Source organism: Acinetobacter sp. BZX-2 (genome assembly GCF_055179795.1).
Genome location: NZ_CM143686.1, coordinates 479,194 through 493,931, shown reverse-complemented (window position 1 = coordinate 493,931; position 14,738 = coordinate 479,194). Strand labels below are relative to the sequence as shown.

Annotated in this window: 13 protein-coding genes; 6 read left to right on the top strand and 7 right to left on the bottom strand. The window is 38.2% G+C overall.

Annotation, left to right across the window (positions count from 1 at the left end; genetic code table 11):
• Nucleotides 1-62 precede the first annotated feature (62 nt).
• The 3 genes from ACY45D_RS02220 to ACY45D_RS02210 all read left to right on the top strand — a co-directional run bounded on the left by ACY45D_RS02220 (nt 63) and on the right by ACY45D_RS02210 (nt 2,551).
• On the top strand, nt 63-506 hold the full coding sequence (locus ACY45D_RS02220) for an RrF2 family transcriptional regulator (protein WP_120382595.1): 444 nt from the start codon (nt 63-65) through the stop codon (nt 504-506).
• Between the two features lie 138 nt (nt 507-644).
• Nucleotides 645-1,469, top strand: a complete 825-nt coding sequence (gene yihA / locus ACY45D_RS02215; RefSeq protein ID WP_463108275.1) for a ribosome biogenesis GTP-binding protein YihA/YsxC — start codon at nt 645-647, stop codon at nt 1,467-1,469.
• 137 nt (nt 1,470-1,606) lie between these two features.
• A complete protein-coding gene (locus ACY45D_RS02210; RefSeq protein ID WP_463108274.1) occupies nt 1,607-2,551 on the top strand; it encodes a metal-dependent hydrolase in 945 nt (314 codons plus the stop codon).
• A 93-nt stretch (nt 2,552-2,644) separates the two neighbouring features.
• On the opposite strand, the gene ACY45D_RS02205 is transcribed toward ACY45D_RS02210, so the two are convergent.
• Both ACY45D_RS02205 and ACY45D_RS02200 read right to left on the bottom strand, forming a co-directional pair.
• Nucleotides 2,645-3,883: a dicarboxylate/amino acid:cation symporter gene (locus ACY45D_RS02205; RefSeq protein WP_463108273.1), complete on the bottom strand. Its 1,239-nt coding sequence runs from the start codon at nt 3,881-3,883 to the stop codon at nt 2,645-2,647.
• Between the two features lie 151 nt (nt 3,884-4,034).
• Nucleotides 4,035-4,910, bottom strand: a complete 876-nt coding sequence (locus ACY45D_RS02200) for an acyl-CoA thioesterase (protein WP_463108272.1) — start codon at nt 4,908-4,910, stop codon at nt 4,035-4,037.
• A gap of 294 nt (nt 4,911-5,204) precedes the next feature.
• On the opposite strand from ACY45D_RS02200, the gene plsB reads away from it, so the two are divergent.
• The gene (gene plsB, locus ACY45D_RS02195) at nt 5,205-7,787 is read left to right on the top strand and encodes a glycerol-3-phosphate 1-O-acyltransferase PlsB (RefSeq protein ID WP_463108271.1); all 2,583 of its coding nucleotides are present in this window, start codon (nt 5,205-5,207) and stop codon (nt 7,785-7,787) included.
• 115 nt (nt 7,788-7,902) lie between these two features.
• On the opposite strand, the gene ACY45D_RS02190 is transcribed toward plsB, so the two are convergent.
• The 3 genes from ACY45D_RS02190 to ACY45D_RS02180 form a co-directional block, all read right to left on the bottom strand.
• The gene (locus ACY45D_RS02190; RefSeq protein ID WP_463108270.1) at nt 7,903-8,211 is read right to left on the bottom strand and encodes a hypothetical protein; all 309 of its coding nucleotides are present in this window, start codon (nt 8,209-8,211) and stop codon (nt 7,903-7,905) included.
• 105 nt (nt 8,212-8,316) lie between these two features.
• The gene (locus tag ACY45D_RS02185) at nt 8,317-9,399 is read right to left on the bottom strand and encodes a hypothetical protein (RefSeq protein WP_463108269.1); all 1,083 of its coding nucleotides are present in this window, start codon (nt 9,397-9,399) and stop codon (nt 8,317-8,319) included.
• Nucleotides 9,400-9,510: 111 nt separating this feature from the next.
• Nucleotides 9,511-10,281: an NAD(P)H-binding protein gene (locus ACY45D_RS02180; protein WP_463108268.1), complete on the bottom strand. Its 771-nt coding sequence runs from the start codon at nt 10,279-10,281 to the stop codon at nt 9,511-9,513.
• A 60-nt stretch (nt 10,282-10,341) separates the two neighbouring features.
• Here ACY45D_RS02180 and recG point away from each other — a divergent pair, with 60 nt between their 5' ends.
• Both recG and ACY45D_RS02170 read left to right on the top strand, forming a co-directional pair.
• Nucleotides 10,342-12,387 carry an ATP-dependent DNA helicase RecG gene (gene recG, locus ACY45D_RS02175; protein WP_463108267.1) on the top strand — a complete coding sequence of 682 codons (2,046 nt, stop codon included), beginning with the start codon at nt 10,342-10,344 and terminating at the stop codon, nt 12,385-12,387.
• Between the two features lie 235 nt (nt 12,388-12,622).
• The gene (locus ACY45D_RS02170) at nt 12,623-13,252 is read left to right on the top strand and encodes a ComF family protein (protein WP_463108266.1); all 630 of its coding nucleotides are present in this window, start codon (nt 12,623-12,625) and stop codon (nt 13,250-13,252) included.
• A 371-nt stretch (nt 13,253-13,623) separates the two neighbouring features.
• Here ACY45D_RS02170 and ACY45D_RS02165 read toward each other — a convergent pair whose 3' ends face one another.
• Both ACY45D_RS02165 and ACY45D_RS02160 read right to left on the bottom strand, forming a co-directional pair.
• Entirely contained in the window at nt 13,624-14,016 is a 393-nt protein-coding gene (locus tag ACY45D_RS02165; protein ID WP_463108265.1) for an NUDIX hydrolase, read from the bottom strand.
• Between the two features lie 102 nt (nt 14,017-14,118).
• A complete protein-coding gene (locus tag ACY45D_RS02160; RefSeq protein WP_463108264.1) occupies nt 14,119-14,736 on the bottom strand; it encodes an LOG family protein in 618 nt (205 codons plus the stop codon).
• Nucleotides 14,737-14,738 lie beyond the last annotated feature (2 nt).

Genomic DNA, 14,738 nt, shown 5'->3' with positions numbered 1-14,738 from the left:
AGACTGGCCTTATTCATTTTAATACCCAACACATCTTTTTTTTAAATAGATGAGCAGCTTACATGCAACTGAACAAATTTACCGATTATGCACTTCGCATTCTCATGTATATCTCTAGACCACGTGATCTACCCTATACAATTTCTGAAATTGCCGAAGATTTACAGGTTTCACAAAACCACCTTGTTAAAATTGTACATTTCATGGGCAAACAAGGTTGGCTAATTACCAGCCGCGGTAAAGGTGGCGGTATTCGCTTAAATCAAGAAATTCTAAATTTCAGATTAGGCAAAATTGTACGTGCGCTTCAAGGCGATACAGAAATTGTAGAATGCAATACACCACCATGTGTTCTGCGCCCTCAATGCGGTTTAAAAGGTATTTTGGATCATGCTGTCGTACAGTTTTACCAAAGCCTAGACCAATACACGGTTGCCGACGTATTAACTGCGCCAGTAAGTTATCAAAAAGCGGTTCTTTCACCTATCCCAAATCTCAATCTATAAACCTGTGTTATCTAGAAATCTAAGCTAAGCAAAAAGAACATCCAAGCTTAGTTACGTAATAAAAAGCCGTCAAAATTCGCTTGAAAGATCGACTTCCTTTATAATGCACTTTGTTCATCCGTTTATTGAAGTTGAAGTATGCATCGCAGCAGTGGAAAGTCTAAAAACAGTAAGACCTCAAATGCCCCTAAGCAAAAAATTAGCTATGAGAAAAAAGCTGACCCTGCGATTTCAGAGTACTCAACCTCGTCTTTAAATTGGTTGCGCAAAGCTGAATTCTTAATGAGTGCGCCAAAACTCAACTTATGTGTAGAAGACACAGGTTATGAAGTTGCATTTGCTGGACGCTCAAATGCTGGAAAATCCAGTGCAATTAATGCCTTAACAAATCAAAAGCAATTGGCTCGTGCGTCTAAAAGACCGGGACGTACGCAGATGATTAACTTCTTTAGCTTAGGCAATCCTGACCAACGTTTGGTGGATTTACCCGGTTATGGCTATGCAGCCGTACCTGAGGCGATGAAAATCGTTTGGCAAAAAGAACTTGAGAATTACCTTATTCATCGTAAAAGCTTACAAGGCTTAGTTTTACTCATGGATATTCGCCATCCTTTACAACATTTTGATGTGATGATGTTGGAATGGGCTTATTCACGCCATCTGTTTGTCCATGTGCTATTAACCAAATCAGACAAACTCAATCGCGGGCCTGCAAGTAAAGTTCTGCTCGATGTGCAACAACAACTACACAAAATGAAGCTCAACTTCTCGATTCAATTGTTCTCTTCATTGAATAAACAAGGGCTTGAAGAATTGGCATCGATCATGGCTGGTCGTTTAAATTACACCTTAGACAAAACGTTAGATTTTGATATGGATGCTATTCCAGAAGCTTCTGAAGCAGACTTTGATGATGCAGATGAACTAGAACAGGATAATGATCAAAAAGACTTAGAAAATTAAAGCCTCATCAAATTGTCTGACCAAATTCATCACCAATTGATATTGGAATGTCCTAAATTGCTAATAACTATTTAGGACATTTTTTTATACTGATGACATAAATTGTGATATTTACAAATATAAATCAGGACAATGTGATGAAATTATTATCTCGATTAAAAAACAGTAAAATTGGATCTTCCATTCAGTATCAAATCAAACCGCGTAAAGTCAAATTTGAATGGCAAGAAACACCGATTGATTGGATTCCCAATCAACCCTTTGTCAGCTATTTTATTAACGAAATTAATAACATCCTTCCTGCTGGCGAGTTCTGGTTCTGTCGACTATACAACCGTGTGCTGCCTAAAATTACCGATGAAAAATTAGCACAAGATGTGCGTGCTTTTATTCGCCAAGAAGCGATGCATGCTCAAGCGCATGTTTCTGCAAATAAAGAATATTTAACGGTACGAAATATTGATATTCAACGTAATTTAGAGATCATGGATTTTCTATTTGGCAAATTACTCGCAGACCAACCGCTCGGTATGAAAGTTCCTAAAGCCTTAGATCATCAATGGGATTTATTTCGTTTAGGTATCGTTGCAACTGTTGAGCACATGACTTGTGTACTGGGTAAATATGCACTTTATAACAAAAAATGGGCTGAACTTGGTGCAGATCCCAATATGTTAGATTTGGTCAAATGGCACGGCGCAGAAGAAATCGAACATCGTACTGTTGCATTTGATTTATATCGCCATCTTGGTGGTGGTTATATCTCACGTTATTATCAAAGCGTGATTGTGATTATCGCTGTATTGGGTCTATGGGTTGATGGCGCAGCGCATATCATGGGACAAGACCCACGCTTTGCCGATAAAAAACCTGCCTTTTATAAACCGTGGATATGGCGTGAATGGGCGAGCATTGCCCAAACGGATAATCGCTTAATGCCTCATCCATTGTGGTTAGTTTCACAACAGCTTGGCTATTTAATGCCGTGGTATGATCCAGTACATGAAGCCAAAACTGAAGATGCAATTGCTTATTTAGACAGCTCCCCTGCTGCAAAACGTGCATTACCTAAAGTTGCTTAAATCATTTATTTTAAAAAAAGCAGGATCAATAATCCTGCTTTTTTACATTGATCTTTTTTATAGCCTCGCCATATTTTAACGAATAAATAAAAACTAACTCGGCGATCCCATGTCTTTGGTATAACGATCCACCACCACACTAATCATCATATCCCCTTGAACATTAACTACTGTACGTACAGTATCAAGCAAGCGATCAATTGGTAATAGAATCGCAATCGCTTCCGCAGGTAAGCCCACAGATTGTAAAACCATAATCATAGTCACCATACCTGCACTTGGAATTCCTGGCGCACCCAATGACGCAATCATTGCGGTCAAACATACAATCACTTGCTGCCCTAAACTCAAATCAAGTCCCATCAAATTTGCAATAAACAGTGCCGCAGCAGCTTCATAAAGTGCTGTACCATCCATATTCAATTGCGTACCCAATGGAATAACAAAACCTGCCGTTTGGGGACGTACACCTAAATTTTCCTGCGCACACTTCATCGAAAGTGGCATGGTTGCTGAACTAGAACTGGTTGCAAAAGCCGTAATTAAAGCTGCTCTCGTCCCTCTAAAAAAGGTGATTGGACTCATTCGCCCAAAAATCCACAACAATAAAGGTAAAACCACAGCCCCGTGGAAAATGGTTGTCCCTGTGACGACAGCAGCAAACTCAGCCAAACGACTCAGAATAGAAATATCTTCTGTCGAAATGAGTTTTGCCAGTAATGCAAAAATACCGATCGGTGCGAGTTTCATCACCCAGCCAACCATCATCATCATCACTTCAAAAAATTGCGTACTGAGTTTACGAATACTCCTAAACCGCTCACCACCTTTGACCAATGCCACACCAAGCAATAAGGCAAAAACCACAACAGCCAGTACATTCCCTTCAGCAAAAGCCTTGAATGGGTTAATGAGTGTATTTTGAATAAAATTGGTAAAGAATGATGAAGCTGTCAGCGTATCGGGACTTTGATGTTGATTCATTGCATCCTGAAAAAGCGTAATATCAACGCCCTTTCCAACATCGAATAGATGCGCACAACTTATCCCTAAAATCAGTGCCAATGTCGTTGTCGTAACGCAGCAAGCTAAGGTAATTTTCCAAGTGCGACTCAGCTGCCCACCTGCTTGTAAATTCGAAACCCCTACCACAATCGAACTAAAAATCAAGGGAACAAGAAGCATCTTCAACAAGCCAATAAAAATACTACTGGCAATGCTTAGGCCATAAATACTGGCTTCAAAAAACTGAGTATTGGGAAATTGATTGAGTAAAAATCCAAACCCAACCCCGAGAATGGCGGCAATTAAAATTTGCGTATTTAGGCTCATTTTTGCTTACTGTTTTATTTCGAGTATTTTGCAATATGCCATTGAAGTTACATAGAATCGAGCATTATTTTGTGATCAGCTTAGCTCAAAAATAAAAAAGCCATCTGGTTTAGATGGCTTTATATCGTGTCTTTAATGCTTTCATTCAAATTTATTGCGTTTCAATCTCACGCATACGCATCAAACCCTCTTGTACCGTGCTACACACCAGCTCTCCATTCTGCCACATCCGTCCATGACTGAGCCCACGAGAACTTGCCGTTACGGTTGCATCCATATCATAGAGCATCCATTCATCTGCTTTCACTGGCTTATGGAAATACATTGCATGATCTATACTGGCAATTTGAACACTTGGTGTCAGATAGTTGATCCCGTGTGGGCGTAATGCTGTCACCATAAATGAATAATCTGAATAGAACGCCACAATTGCTTGGTTCAAAGCAATATTATCAGCCAAATGTTTAGGCAATTCACCATAGGTTTTCATATACAGCGCATTGGATGGCGCTTCAGGCTGTGGTTGAAATGGATTACCAATATTGATCGGCTTGATATCCACCTGACGTGGGCGCATAAATGCCGCACGAATATTTTCAGGGATAAAATTAATCAAGTTTTCTTTTAATTCTTGCTCAGACTTCAACTCATCTGGCGCAGGATATTCTGGCTCACTGATTTGATAATTCAAACCTTCTTCAGGTGAAGCAAATGACACCATTGCTGAAAATATGGTACGCCCATGTTGAATGGCACGAACTTGTCGACTTAAAAAGCTTTTACCATCACGCAAACGATCAACTTCATAAATAATCGGCGCATTAACATCACCACCATATAAAAAGTAGGCATGTAATGAATGTACAGGTCGATCTGCCGTATATGAGGCTGCCATCAGCGCTTGCCCGAGAACTTGTCCACCGAAAACACGCTTACCAACCAAGTTTCGACTTTGACCACGAAAAATGTGCTCTTCTAATTTTTCAAGCGTTAATAGCTCAACAAGCTCTTGGGTTAAAGTATTCATAAAAGACCTTTTTTATTCCAATTTACGTCATCATAAATGCCGTAAAATATATGTACTTTAGAGGGTTAACTCTATATTGCCATAAATTCTGAGTGATTCGCTAAAGTTTCATAGACTATATTGTCACATATCGAGTTTGCTATACTCTGCCCAAATACGTTTTAAAATGATTAAAACAACCGTTTTTCATGCAAAATGTCTGAAAATGACCTATTGTTTTGTCTTTAAATTATAGAAAATATCGCTTCTTTCATTGACTAATAATGCGATATTCATCATTCGCTAGGAGTATGTATGTCCAAGAGTGGCTTTGGTCAAATGTATCGTCGGCTTTCGAGTAAGCTACTTGACCTTGTGGTAACACCACATGTTCTTGGAGAAGTTCCTACAGAAAACCAAACGTCTGAAAATGAAACTCAAGAGACTTCATCTTCAGAAAATACACATAAAATTACCTGTTATGTTCTGCAAAACTATTCACGTAGTAATGCTTTGGTTGTTGATAGTGAAACTCGCCGTTTAAAGATTACACCTGCTTTAGACCCATTGCATATTGGCAATCACACAGAAAAAGCAGCAGTTGTATTCTTACAGCAACAAGATGAAAGCAATTTATTACACGCTCCAATACATACATTTCCTCCGCGACTGCTCAGACTGATCGATGTTTTAGATCAAAATCCAGACTTAGATATTGAATTGATCCCTGTCACTGTACTTTGGGGTCGCTCGCCAGATAAGGAAGATTCTTTATTTAAATTATTGTTTACAGATACTTGGGCAACGCCGAGTAAAGTTAAACAATTGATGAATATCGGCGTACATGGTCGTCAATCCTTTTTAGAATTCCATGAAACCAAATCGCTGCGTGAATTGGTGCAATACGCCAAAATTCACCACCCGAACATTTCACCAGCAACATACATTGCCAACAATTTAAATGATTATTTAGACCGTCAACGAGAAGTCATTCTCGGGCCTGATTTATCAGATCGCCGTAATGTGATGCAGTCTTTAATCAAAGCACCTGATGTTCAGGATGCTATTCGCAAAGAAAGTATTCGCTCTAAAACCAGCATGATCGAATCTGAGCGTAAAGCGATTGGTTTTGTCAATGAAATTGCTTCCGACTACTCTGCTTCCGCAGTACGTTTTGCCGATATGGCACTGACTCGTTTATGGACTCAGCTTTATGATGGTGTTGAAGTTCATAACTTTAGTACGGTTCGAGAGTTGGTCAAAGACTATGAGGTGATTTATACCCCATGTCATCGTAGCCATATTGATTATTTATTATTGTCTTATGTGATTTATAAACGTGGCTTGATGGTGCCGTATATTGCTGCGGGTGATAATTTAAATATGCCGTTTGTCGGTCAGTTATTGCGTGGTGGTGGTGCGTTCTTTATTCGCCGTTCATTCCGTGGTAATGCACTTTATACTTCTGTATTTAAAGAATATTTATTTAGCATTTTATCTCGCAACACACCACTTGAATACTTTATTGAAGGTGGTCGCTCTCGTACAGGTCGCTTGCTTCCGCCTAAAACAGGTATGCTTGCGATGACGGTACATGGGCACTTGCGTGGTCGTGCCAAGCCAATCGTATTCATTCCAACGTATATCGGTTATGAACGCTTAATGGAAGGCGCAACCTATGTAGGGGAAATGAATGGTAAACCGAAAGAATCAGAATCTATTTGGGGCATCGTTCAAACGCTGAAAAAGATTGAACGCATTTTTGGTAAAGTGCATGTGAATTTTGGTGAACCTGTCTTCTTGGATGATTTACTCAAAGAACATGGCGCGGATAAAATCAAAATTGAACACAATGATGATCCAATTCCTCAAGAAGTTTCCAATGCGGTCAGCAGTTCTGCCAATGCAATTTTAGAAAATATTAACCGTGCAGTGGTGATCAACCCTGTTTCGTTATTGTCGCTGATTTTATTGGCAACACCGAAACATACCCTTGACGAAGAAATCTGCATTAAACAGCTCGATACTTATCGCAAATTATTGACTGCGTTACCATATGACAGTCGCACTCAAGTAACGCCTCTTTCAGGCAAAGAAATTATTGCTTATGGCTTGAAGTTAAAACTGATCAAACGCGTTCAGCATGTATTGGGCGATATTATTGCCATCGAAGATAATCAAGCCGTTTTACTGACTTATTTCCGTAATAATATTTTACATGCCTTTGTTTTACCATCATTGGTCGCAGCGTTAGTTGAACATAACGGTAAAATCAATCTGGCTGATTTAATTAATGTCATTCGCACACTTTACCCATTCTTAAAAGCAGAATTGTTCTTAAAATGGAAAGATGAAGAAATTAAAGATCAAGTTTGTGAATATGTGAAAGCATTAGCTCAAGCCAATTTAATTTTTGTTGATGACGAAGAGTTTATTTACAGTCCAGCACCAAACTCAGAAGATCATAACCAGCTTGCTGTTTTAGCTGCTCCAGTTCGTCAAAGCCTTGAGCGTTATTACATGACTTTAGCGCTGATTACACAACGTGGTTCTGGAAATATTTCAACCAACCAAGTTGAAGTATTAAGCCACTTGTTGGGACAACGTCTTTCTGTATTGTATGAATTCAATTCACCTGAATTCTTTGATAAAGCCTTATTCCAAAGCTTTATCAAAGTACTGACTGAGCAAGGCTATATTGGCAAAAATGAAGAAGGCGCTATTGTTTTTGATGAGCAATTCCGTAATGTTGCGCAATATGCAAACCTTGTTTTAGATGACGTGACTTTGCAAATGCTTCAGCACATCACTTCATTTACCGATGAAGAGTTAAAAGAAGCTTTAGATGCTGTTGCAGCACAGCAAGCCAAGAAACGTTTGATTCGTAAGAAGAAGTAAGCACTTCCATTCGCCCGCTTAAATTAGATCTAATTCAAGTGGGCGTTTTCATTATTTTAGTTGTATAGACTTAATAAAATTTTCACCATATTTTTTAAAATAAGGTTTAATGTATTCAAAGCAATACTTTATCGCCAGCTTGTAATTTTTTTAAATTTAAAATATTTTTATGTAATCTACCATGGTACATAAAACTATAAGTAATATCCGTATCATTGTTTATATTTATGTATGTTGTAATCAACTCAATTCTGCCTGAACGAGACTCATTAATTTCATTGTAATGATCAAAAACTCCACATGATTTATACACTTGGGCATGGTTAAACTGATATTTAGTTATCTGATAGATAAAAAAATCTGATACAGCAACATAGATACCCAAACAAACCATAAAAATTAAAAAAAATTTATTATTGTTCAATGGTCAACCTCAAAATATAAAAATTTCCTAAAATTAATATTAAAATTTCTTCTGTTAAGCTTAAAATCGGAATCTATACTCTCCCCTTATGCAACAAGCATTAAATTAGAAATCCTGTGGGGTTAACCAATAATCTTGAAATAAACCTTGATGTATTGTGATTGAATAACTGTGGTTCAACTCCAAATGTGTATGAGTATTTTGCCATTTCTTTGCAATATAAATTTTAGTTAAGCCAGTTTTATTTATAAATTCTTTTGGAAGTTGCCAAGTTTGATAACTTTGATTCTGTTCAATGAGTTTAAGTTCTACTGTCCAAGTATTTTGTGGTGCTGACTCACTATAAAACCGATTGATTTGTAATGCTAAAAAGTATAGAGATGCCCCCAATATAAACCCAACTAAAATAGAAGTAACCAATGGATAACTTTTTGCTTCTTGGCGAATTATAAAAAAGCTTAGCCCCATCGCAATCATAAAAAAAGGAATCATCCAAAAATAGGATTCAACACCAAAATGTAGAGATTTCAGTACAAATATTGGAGTAAAGAAGGCGATCAGAAAAACGAATAGACTTATAACTAAAAGAACAAGTGCATATTTGCCAATATCATTTTGTACAATTGGTGGAAGTTTGGAGGGAAACTCATCGTTTATTGGAAGTTTTTCTAATTGCCAATCTTGGACTAAATGCTGAATGAGTTGCTTGGCTTGCTCATCAGAAAGCTGTGATAGTGAAATATTCGTTAGGCTCATTTTAAACAATGTATAAATTTTCTCTGAATGGATAAAATGCAATACACCATGTGTATCCCAGTGCTCTGCACTAAATTCTTTATCTTTTTTGCTAAATAACTTTTTAAATAAAATCGGATGCGCTTTTTGCTGCAAGTATTGAGCAGTCGGCGTGATTTTTATGGCTTCAACTTGTGATCTTTGAATTTCGTATCGAAAAAATGGACCAACTTTTTGCTTAATACTATGTGTTGAAAGGATGATTCTTGTACTACTTGTAATGATGAATACAAGTAGGATAATAAAAAGTGGAATAAAATCAACTTTAGAAAAATCGCCTTCAATTATGAATTTCCAGTCAAATATAATACGAATTATGAGTAGTACAACTGAAGCAAAGGCTGTGATTTTAAATAGGCGAGGTTGAAAATTTAAAATTTCACGCTCAGGCACTTGAAGAGACATAGTATTTTTTTTCTTTAAAAGTATTTATTTTTAAAGATTTTATCTGTTTTCTTTCATTAAAGTCAAAAACCTTTTTTATAAAAACTTACATTTTGCATACTACAACTCAAACCCACTCCCAACCATCCTTCTCGCAAAAATCCTTTTCCCCATCTCCCTCTCACCTTCCAAAACCAACTCAGGCAAACCCAACTCACGTTGAATTTTTAAAATCATTTCATGCAAAGGAATCGGTTGGTTATTCGTACAAATATACGATTTTTTAGCACGTTCCACGTGAAGCAAATGCACGAGGAAACGAGCCAAATCATCAATATGAATTCGATTTGACCAATGAATATTGGGGTAAGTTTTTGTCGTTTCAGCAAGTTTTTGCATACGGGCAACTGAAGTGCCGTAAATTCCAGTCGGTCTGACGATGACACATTCTTTAGGATAAGCCTGTTGCCATAACTGCTCCATTTTCAATAACAATCGACCTTGCTCATCACTTGGAATAATTTCAGAATCATCATCAATACGCTCTCCATGACTTTCACCATAAACACGTGTTGACGACACGACAATAATTCGTTTTACAGGATGATCTTTTAAAGCTTGAACAATAGGCTGAACCGAATCGACATAGGTCTGCTGATAATTTTCAATTGGGCTTTGAGAATTGTTACGTGAAGGCGCAAGTAATACATAAACCGCGTCAATCGCTTGAACTTGCGACAAATCCAGTTGTTGAATATCCTGCGTTAGATGTTGAGCAAAATCATCATCTTTCGGACTCCGACTCACTGTGGTAATTTGGTGATCTTGTTGAAATAATTGTTTAGCAACACGCTGTGATGTTTTACCATAACCAATAAATAGAATATGCATCAAGTGACCTATTCTTCAAAACCGATTTTTAAAAATCAATTTAACCTAAGTTGAGGGGACATGGCTGCCGTCCACCAATTACAAGGGCTTGGCAATGCCGCCGCTGCCTTACTTGAAAAGCTCAATATTTTCAGCACAGATGATTTGCTGTTTCATTTGCCACGTGATTATGAAGATCGTAGCACGATCATTCCCATGAACCAATTGCAAGTTGGTCGCAGCTACCTGCTTGAAGGTGTAGTCAAATCCATTGATATGCCACCCGGTAAACGCAAATCGATGGCCATTTTATTGCAAGACGATTTTGGCAAAGTCACTTTACGTTTCTACCATATTTATAAAGCATTGATGGACCGCGCCAAAGCAGGCAATCGTTTAAGAATATTCGGTGAAGTTCGTGTTGGCGCACGTGGTTTAGAATTGTATCACCCTGAAATACAACTGATTACAGAGCACACTCCACTCCCTCAGACACAGCTCACAGCAATCTATCCTGCAACTGAGGGTTTAACACAACCGAAACTCCGTGAGTATGTTAAACAAGCTTTAAAACATCATGCCGATGATTTACCTGAATTACTTCCTGAAAAATTCACCAATGGTTATGCGTTAAATCAAGCACTGGAATATATTCATCATCCCCCTGTAAATGCCAATATGTTGCAACTTTCGCAAGGTTCGCACCCTGCACAGCAACGTTTGATTTTTGAAGAATTGGTCGCACACCAAATTAGTTTACTAACACGACGCGCTTTTATTCAGCAAATTGCAGCGCCTTCATTTTCTCCCAGTAAAACTTTTGCTAAACAACTTTTAGCCAGTTTACCTTTTGAAATGACCAATGCCCAAAAACGTGTTTCAAATGAAATATCCAAAGATTTAAAACAAAACAAACCGATGCTACGTCTAGTTCAAGGTGATGTCGGTGCTGGAAAAACTTTAGTCGCAGGTATTGCAGCATGTCATGCCCTAGAAGAAGGTTGGCAAGTTGCTTTAATGGCACCGACTGAAATCTTAGCCGAACAACATTATTTAAATTTTAAAAAATGGTTTGAACCTTTAGGTTTAAATGTATCTTGGCTTTCAGGCAAACAAAAAGGCAAAGCTCGCACAGCTGCGGAATTAGCCTTAAAAGATGGCACGGCCAATGTGATCGTTGGAACGCATGCTTTATTTCAGGACAATGTTGAATTTGCCAAACTTGGTTTAGTGATTATTGACGAACAACACCGTTTTGGTGTGGATCAACGCTTAGCACTGCGCAATAAAGGTGTGGACAATACCACGCCACATCAATTGGTCATGACAGCAACACCAATTCCCCGCACCCTCGCCATGTCTGCTTATGGTGATTTGGATACTTCTGTGATTGATGAACTTCCACCGGGGCGTACACCCATTCAAACTGTGACGATTCCACTTGATCGACGAGAAGAAGTATTAAATCGTATTGTGACCAATTGTGCTGAAGGTAAACAAGCCTATTGGGTTTGCACGCTAGTTGAACAGTCAGAAACCTTGGATGCTCAAGCTGCCGAAGCAACCTATCAGGAAATTAAACAACGCTTTCCACAGCTCAATATTGGCTTAGTTCACGGCAAGATGAAAGCGGATGAAAAACAAACCGTCATGCAACAGTTTAAAGATGATGAGTTACAACTCTTAATTGCAACGACTGTGATTGAAGTCGGTGTAGACGTTCCTAATGCATCCATTATGGTGATTGAAAATGCTGAACGCTTAGGGCTTTCACAACTGCACCAATTACGTGGTCGAGTTGGCCGAGGTGCGACAGCAAGTTTCTGCGCCCTACTCTATAAAAATCCGTTGTCACAAAATGGGCAAGAACGTTTACGCATCATGCGTGAAACCAATGATGGCTTTATTATTGCAGAAAAAGATTTAGAAATTCGAGGGCCAGGTGAACTACTCGGCACGAAACAAACGGGTGATATGGGTTTTCGTGTTGCAAAGTTAGAACGTGATGATCATTTACTCAATCAAGCACATTATATCGCTGCTCAGGTCTTAAAAGATTATCCTGAAAATGCAGAAGCTTTACTCAAACGATGGTTACCTGAAGCACCACGATATGCGTATGTGTAGTATTTTAATTCTATCAGTTTTGAGTAAATACATTTTCCAATCATAAAAATATAAAAAGCTCCTCCCTTTGAAAAAGGGAGGTTGGGAAGGATTACATCTATAAAAATACAAAATAAACATCATTTAAAATAATACGGATTTGTATTTTCGATTTAAATAGCGATAAATAACATTGCACTCAAATCACAACTATGCAAAATTAACGCTCAATAAAAACAATAATAAAGCGAATTCTATGCTCCAATTTATCAGCCAACTTCTCCATAAAAGTGTGCAAAGTATATCTCCTTGTCTACTTTGTGGAATCGACAAACAACAACAGCATTCACTTTGCACAGATTGTTGGAACCATTTACCGTGGTACAAACAGCACATCGAACGACATGAGCAAAATATTTTATGCGCACATCACTATCGCTTTCCGATCGATCGAGTCATTCAAACCTATAAATACGAACAACAACTGCAATATCAAAATCTACTTGCCTACAGCTTGTTAAATTTAAGACTTTCCAAAGTTCAAGCCATCGTCCCAATGCCGATTTCCACAGAACGCTTAAAAGAACGTGGCTATAACCAAATGTTGATTATTGCCAAAATTATGGCGAGAGAACTCAAAATACCTGTATGGCAACCCGTGATTCGTGCAGCACAACATTCACAAAAAGGCTTAAGCCGTATAGAGCGACTGGAAAATATCGAACAACAATTTCAAATCATCCGAACTGAACGAAGAAAATATAAAAAAGTTTTAATAATTGACGATGTCGTAACGACAGGAAGCTCAATTCATGCCTTAAAGCTGGCACTCGAAAACTTAGGCTGTCAGCAAGTACATACCGCTTGTATCGCAGCTGCGGAATAATCCGCCATACTTCTCTCCCTATAGGAGAGACTAAGAGAGGATTTTTAAATACTTCTCTACCTTTGGGAGAGACTGAGAGAGGATTTTTAAATACTTTTCTCCCTCGGAGAGATTGAGGGAGGATCTTAAATACTTCTCTCCCTCTAGGAGAGACCGAGAGAGGATTTTAAATACCTCTCTCCCTCTGGGAGAGACTAAGAGAGGATTTTAAATACTTCTCTACCTTTGGGAGAGACCGAGAGAGGGTTTAAATACTTCTCCCCCTTTGGGAGAGATTGAGAGAGGGTTTTAAATACTTCTCTCCCTCTGGGAGAGACCGAGAGAGGATTTTAAATACTTCTCTCCCTCTGGGAGAGACCGAGAGAGGGCTATTATGCAAAAATTTGCTTACACCACGGTATCACCACTTCTTTCGTTAATGGCGCAAGTAAAGTCTGATCATCATCTAAGTTAATCCACTTCATCTCAGCAATTTCAGCATCAATTTTAGGTACTTGATCTAAATCAACTTGGTAAATATAACTCACCAATTTATGATTGGCTTCATTGGCAGCCTGTGTTTCAAAACGACCAATAAATTGTTGAATTTTAGCTTGAACACCAATTTCTTCATGGATTTCACGAAGCATGGTCTGTTCAGGCAATTCATTCACTTCAAGTTTTCCACCCACTTGCATAAAAAATTGAGTATTTTTCTTTCTCACCAATAACAATTGATTTTGTTCATTCAAAATCACGGCAGCGGCAACGGTAATCACATTCATATTTTATGAGGAATAAATCCAAACACAACATATTGTGCCATTAATAAAATAAAAAACAATATATAGTGTTCATCTTAAGTATCCATATCAGATTCAGATGATTTAGCCAAACTTCTGATCCACTTGATCTAACTTGACCAATTCTTCGCGATCTTTGACGCCCCATTTCGGTTCAGGCGCTTGATAATTTTCAAATCTATTTAAAATCTCTTCAATAGATGCAGAATGAATCAGTTGATCGGTAAAACGTGCCTTAGAGAAACCTTTATCCGTAGTGAGTTGAATAAATTTAAGCAAATCATCATAAAAACCGTCAACATTTAAAAATGCACACGGCTTCAAGTGAATACCCAATTGCGCCCAAGTCCATTGTTCAAAAATCTCTTCTATCGTCCCTGCACCGCCGGGCAAAGCGATGAATCCATCAGACAACTCTGACATTTTAGTTTTTCGTTCATGCATATTTTTGACAATATACAATTCCGTTAAATCAGGATGAGCCAGCTCACGATCGACCAGACCTTGAGGAATTACACCTAAAACTTGACCACCTGCAGCCAATGCACTGTCTGCAACAATGCCCATTAAGCCAGAACGACCACCACCATAAACCAAGGTTTTGCCTTGTTTGGCGATAGTTTCACCAGTCAGTTGAGCGATATCGGCAAAGATTGGATCTGAACCTAAAGAAGAACCACAAAAAATAGCAATAGAATTCATAA

Bases quoted from the DNA above. Each gene is read 5' to 3' on its own strand.
- ACY45D_RS02220 (WP_120382595.1), top strand. From the start codon at position 63: ATGCAACTGAACAAATTTACCGATTATGCACTTCGCATTCTCATGTAT.
- yihA (WP_463108275.1), top strand. From the start codon at position 645: ATGCATCGCAGCAGTGGAAAGTCTAAAAACAGTAAGACCTCAAATGCC.
- ACY45D_RS02210 (WP_463108274.1), top strand. From the start codon at position 1,607: ATGAAATTATTATCTCGATTAAAAAACAGTAAAATTGGATCTTCCATT.
- ACY45D_RS02205 (WP_463108273.1), bottom strand. From the start codon at position 3,883: ATGAGCCTAAATACGCAAATTTTAATTGCCGCCATTCTCGGGGTTGGG.
- ACY45D_RS02200 (WP_463108272.1), bottom strand. From the start codon at position 4,910: ATGAATACTTTAACCCAAGAGCTTGTTGAGCTATTAACGCTTGAAAAA.
- plsB (WP_463108271.1), top strand. From the start codon at position 5,205: ATGTCCAAGAGTGGCTTTGGTCAAATGTATCGTCGGCTTTCGAGTAAG.
- ACY45D_RS02180 (WP_463108268.1), bottom strand. From the start codon at position 10,281: ATGCATATTCTATTTATTGGTTATGGTAAAACATCACAGCGTGTTGCT.
- recG (WP_463108267.1), top strand. From the start codon at position 10,342: ATGGCTGCCGTCCACCAATTACAAGGGCTTGGCAATGCCGCCGCTGCC.
- ACY45D_RS02170 (WP_463108266.1), top strand. From the start codon at position 12,623: ATGCTCCAATTTATCAGCCAACTTCTCCATAAAAGTGTGCAAAGTATA.
- ACY45D_RS02165 (WP_463108265.1), bottom strand. From the start codon at position 14,016: ATGAATGTGATTACCGTTGCCGCTGCCGTGATTTTGAATGAACAAAAT.
- ACY45D_RS02160 (WP_463108264.1), bottom strand. From the start codon at position 14,736: ATGAATTCTATTGCTATTTTTTGTGGTTCTTCTTTAGGTTCAGATCCA.